The organism is Pseudomonas sp. SDO55104_S430 (assembly GCF_054070595.1).
Genome location: NZ_JBSVXG010000380.1, coordinates 1 through 3,223, shown reverse-complemented (window position 1 = coordinate 3,223; position 3,223 = coordinate 1). Strand labels below are relative to the sequence as shown.

Here is a 3,223-nt window from a genome sequence, read left to right as displayed (position 1 = left end):
AACCTTTGTCGACTGACACTCCATCGCGAGCAGGCTCGCTCCCACATGGATTGGGGTGTTTGGGGTTATTGCGACATGGCGTCCTTTTTCATGGCGTCTTTGCTCATGCTGTCCTTGGACATGGCATCTTTTTTCATGCCGTCCTTGGACATGCTGTCTTTCTTCATCGCGTCCTTGGACATTGCATCCTTGGACATCGAGTCTTTTTTCATCGAGTCCTTGTGCATCGCATCCTTGGACATGGCGTCCTTGGACATCGAATCATTGCTCATGGTGTCCGCGGCAAAAACACTGGCGGCGCCCATTGCCAGGCAGAGGGACAGTGCAACGGTGGTCAGCTTTTTCATGATGAAACTCCTTGAAGCTCAGTGTGTGGTCGAGCGAAAAATTCAGGCGGGCCTCAGCTGCCACCGAACCAGTTGTAGCCCTGGTCTTCCCAGTAGCCACCGCTGTAGGTGTTGCTGACGAAAATCGCCTGAATGTGTTTGGGGTTCTTGTAGCCAAGCTTGGTGGGCATGCGCAGCTTCATCGGGAAGCCGTACTCGCGGGGCAACACCTTGCCGTCCCAGGTCAGCGCCAGCAGCGTTTGCGCGTGCAGCGCGGTGGCCATGTCGATGCTGGTGTAGTAATCGTCGGCGCACTTGAAGCCGACGTATTTGGCGTCGGTGTCGGCGCCGATGCGCCTGAGGAAATCGCTGAAGCGCACGCCGCCCCAGCGACCGATGGCGCTCCAGCCTTCGACGCAGATGTGCCGGGTGATCTGATCGGTCTGCGCCATGGCGCGCAGCTCTTCCAGGCGCCAGCTGCGTTTGTCCGCCACCAGCCCGGAGACTTCCAGGCGGTAGGTTTCCTCCTCCACCGTCGGCGCCTCGTCGATGCCGTAGAAGGCATTGAAGGGAAACGGCCGGGTGATCATCGACTCGGGATAGGTCGGCGCCATGGCATTGGGGTTGAACAGCCATCCCTGGATCCGGTCATTCAAGCGCGACATCGACGACAGCGCGGTCTCGACGCTGTCGTTGTCGGTGATGTTGCAGCCGGACAACATGGCCACGCCACCGAGGGTCAGGCCGCGCAGCAGGAACGAGCGGCGGGAGCGGTCTTCGATCTGCGGCGCGAGGATCTTGCGGGCATCGGTCAGGATCGAGGACTCGTCCAGATCCGGGTTCTGAATGCGCTTTTTCATACGGGCTCCTTGCGACCGACGATCATGGCGAGCAGGGTTTTCGGGACCAGGGCGACCATCACCAGATGCACCGCGACAAAGACCACCAGCAGCGCCATCGCGATGAAGTGCACGTGTCGAGCTGAGTCGTAACCACCGAGCAATTCGCGCAACAGCGGGAACTGCACCGACTTCCACAGCACCAGCCCGGAGATCACCAGTAGCGTGATGTCGAGCATCACGAACAGGTAGGCGAAACGTTGCACCTGGTTGTAGTGACTGAGGTCGGCATGCCCGAGCTTTCCGCGTAACGCGGCCCACAGATCATGCAGCACGCCTTTGGGGGAAACCGGGAAGAAGCGCCGCTTCAGGCGGCCGCTGAACAGGTTGACGACGAGGTAAATCAGGCCGTTGATCGCGAGAAACCACATCGCCGCGAAGTGCCATTGCAATGCGCCCCCAAGCCAGCCGCCGAGAGTAATCGAGGCAGGAAAGCTGAAATCGTAGAGGGGCGAAGCGTTGTAGATCCGCCAGCCGCTGGTCACCATCACCAGCACCGCCAGGGCGTTCAACCAATGGGTGAGCCGTAGCCAGCGCGGGTGGCTGGCCCTGGGTTTTGCAATGGACTGCGACATGACCGGCTCCTTGTGGTTCGTTGTTCGATGAAGCGGAGTATGGGAGCGCGCAGATCGCCAAATCCTCACGTAAAGTTAAATTAATCGTGATAACTCCCCTCTTCGGAATTGAATCAAAACCTGTGGGAGCGAGCCTGCTCGCGATGGCGGTACATCTGTCGAATCCATGTTGAATGACAGATCGCAATCGCGAGCAGGCTCGCTCCCACAGTGTTGTGTGTGCATGGGCGGTAGTCCGTGAACAGCACAACTATGGTTAAATGCCGCCCCCGCAAATTCGCCATCGACGCAAACCCATGAACACCGAAGCCCTCGCCACTCTCCACCAACACCTGCTGACCGCCCTGGCTGCGGCCCCTGCCGAAACCCGTCGCCTGTTTCACGGCCGTGGCCGTTGCTGGCCGGGGCTGGAGCAGGTGACGGTGGACTGGTTGCAGGGCGTGGTGCTGGTGGCGTTGTTCAAGGAGCCGGAGCCTTCGCAGTTGGAGGACTTGAAGCAGCTTTTGATGGCGATTACTCAGACAGAGCAATGGGCACAATCCGGCGCCCACATCCTGCTACTGCAACACCGCTACCTGCTGCAAAGCACCACCGAGTGGCTGCTGGGGGACGTCATCGAGGAAATGACCATCACCGAAGGCGGGCTGAAATACCGGGTGGACCTGGGCCGCAAGCAGAACACCGGGTTGTTCCTCGACATGCGCTATGGCCGCGACTGGGTGCGGGCCAACGCCGAGGGCAAGCGGGTGCTGAACCTGTTTGCCTACACCTGCGGCTTCTCGGTGGCGGCCATCGAAGGCGGCGCCAGCCACGTGGTCAACCTCGACATGTCGAGCCCGGCCCTGAGCCGTGGCCGCGACAACCATCGGCTCAACGGCCATGACCTGGGCAAGGTGACGTTCCTCGGCCACGACCTGTTCAAGTCCTGGGGCAAGGTGATCGGCAAGGGCCCGTATGACCTGGTGATCATCGACCCGCCGTCGTTCCAGAAAGGCAGCTTCCTGCTGACCAAGGATTACCAGCGCGTGCTGCGTCGCCTGCCGGAACTGCTCGGCCCTCAGGGCACGGTGCTGGCGTGCATGAATGACCCGGCGTTTGGGGCAGACTTCCTGATCGATGGCGTGACCCGTGAAGCGCCAAGCCTGCGGTTCGAGCAGCGGCTGGAGAATCCACCGGAGTTTCCGGATTCGGATGTCGAGTGTGGATTGAAAGCGTTGGTGTTCAAGCTTCTGTAGGAGCGAGCTTGCTCGCGATGGTCGTCAACGATTACGCGGGCTGTCTGAATACCAGCGTGGCTGGGCCTCCATCGCGAGCAAGCTCGCTCCTACAGTGGATCTCTGGTGGTCGCGGATTTTGTGTTCCATGGAAATCAAAACTGTGGGAGCGGGCTTGCTCGCGAAGGCGTCAGGTCAGTCACCGGATA

At 60.3% G+C, this 3,223-nt stretch carries 4 protein-coding genes; 1 reads left to right on the top strand and 3 read right to left on the bottom strand.

Annotation, left to right across the window (positions count from 1 at the left end; translation table 11 throughout):
* Positions 1-65: 65 nt before the first annotated feature.
* The 3 genes from ACW9JE_RS29715 to ACW9JE_RS29705 are packed head-to-tail and all read right to left on the bottom strand — an operon-like array spanning position 66 to position 1,800.
* Positions 66-347: a pentapeptide MXKDX repeat protein gene (locus ACW9JE_RS29715; RefSeq protein ID WP_224532987.1), complete on the bottom strand. Its 282-nt coding sequence runs from the start codon at positions 345-347 to the stop codon at positions 66-68.
* Between the two features lie 53 nt (positions 348-400).
* Positions 401-1,186, bottom strand: coding sequence for a molybdopterin-dependent oxidoreductase (locus tag ACW9JE_RS29710; protein ID WP_224532988.1), 786 nt, complete (start codon positions 1,184-1,186; stop codon positions 401-403).
* Positions 1,183-1,800: a cytochrome b/b6 domain-containing protein gene (locus tag ACW9JE_RS29705; RefSeq protein WP_224532989.1), complete on the bottom strand. Its 618-nt coding sequence runs from the start codon at positions 1,798-1,800 to the stop codon at positions 1,183-1,185. Before ACW9JE_RS29705 ends, ACW9JE_RS29710 begins: the two co-directional genes overlap by 4 nt.
* 296 nt (positions 1,801-2,096) lie before the next feature.
* Between ACW9JE_RS29705 and ACW9JE_RS29700 the strand changes: the two genes are divergently transcribed.
* Complete coding sequence (locus tag ACW9JE_RS29700; protein WP_457434789.1) at positions 2,097-3,035, top strand: class I SAM-dependent methyltransferase; 939 nt, start codon at positions 2,097-2,099, stop codon at positions 3,033-3,035.
* The last annotated feature ends 188 nt before the right edge of the window (positions 3,036-3,223 follow it).

What these genes read in the sequence shown, in the direction of transcription:
- ACW9JE_RS29715 (WP_224532987.1), bottom strand. Translation starts at nt 347, where the DNA reads ATGAAAAAGCTGACCACCGTTGCACTGTCCCTCTGCCTGGCAATGGGC.
- ACW9JE_RS29710 (WP_224532988.1), bottom strand. Translation starts at nt 1,186, where the DNA reads ATGAAAAAGCGCATTCAGAACCCGGATCTGGACGAGTCCTCGATCCTG.
- ACW9JE_RS29705 (WP_224532989.1), bottom strand. Translation starts at nt 1,800, where the DNA reads ATGTCGCAGTCCATTGCAAAACCCAGGGCCAGCCACCCGCGCTGGCTA.
- ACW9JE_RS29700 (WP_457434789.1), top strand. Translation starts at nt 2,097, where the DNA reads ATGAACACCGAAGCCCTCGCCACTCTCCACCAACACCTGCTGACCGCC.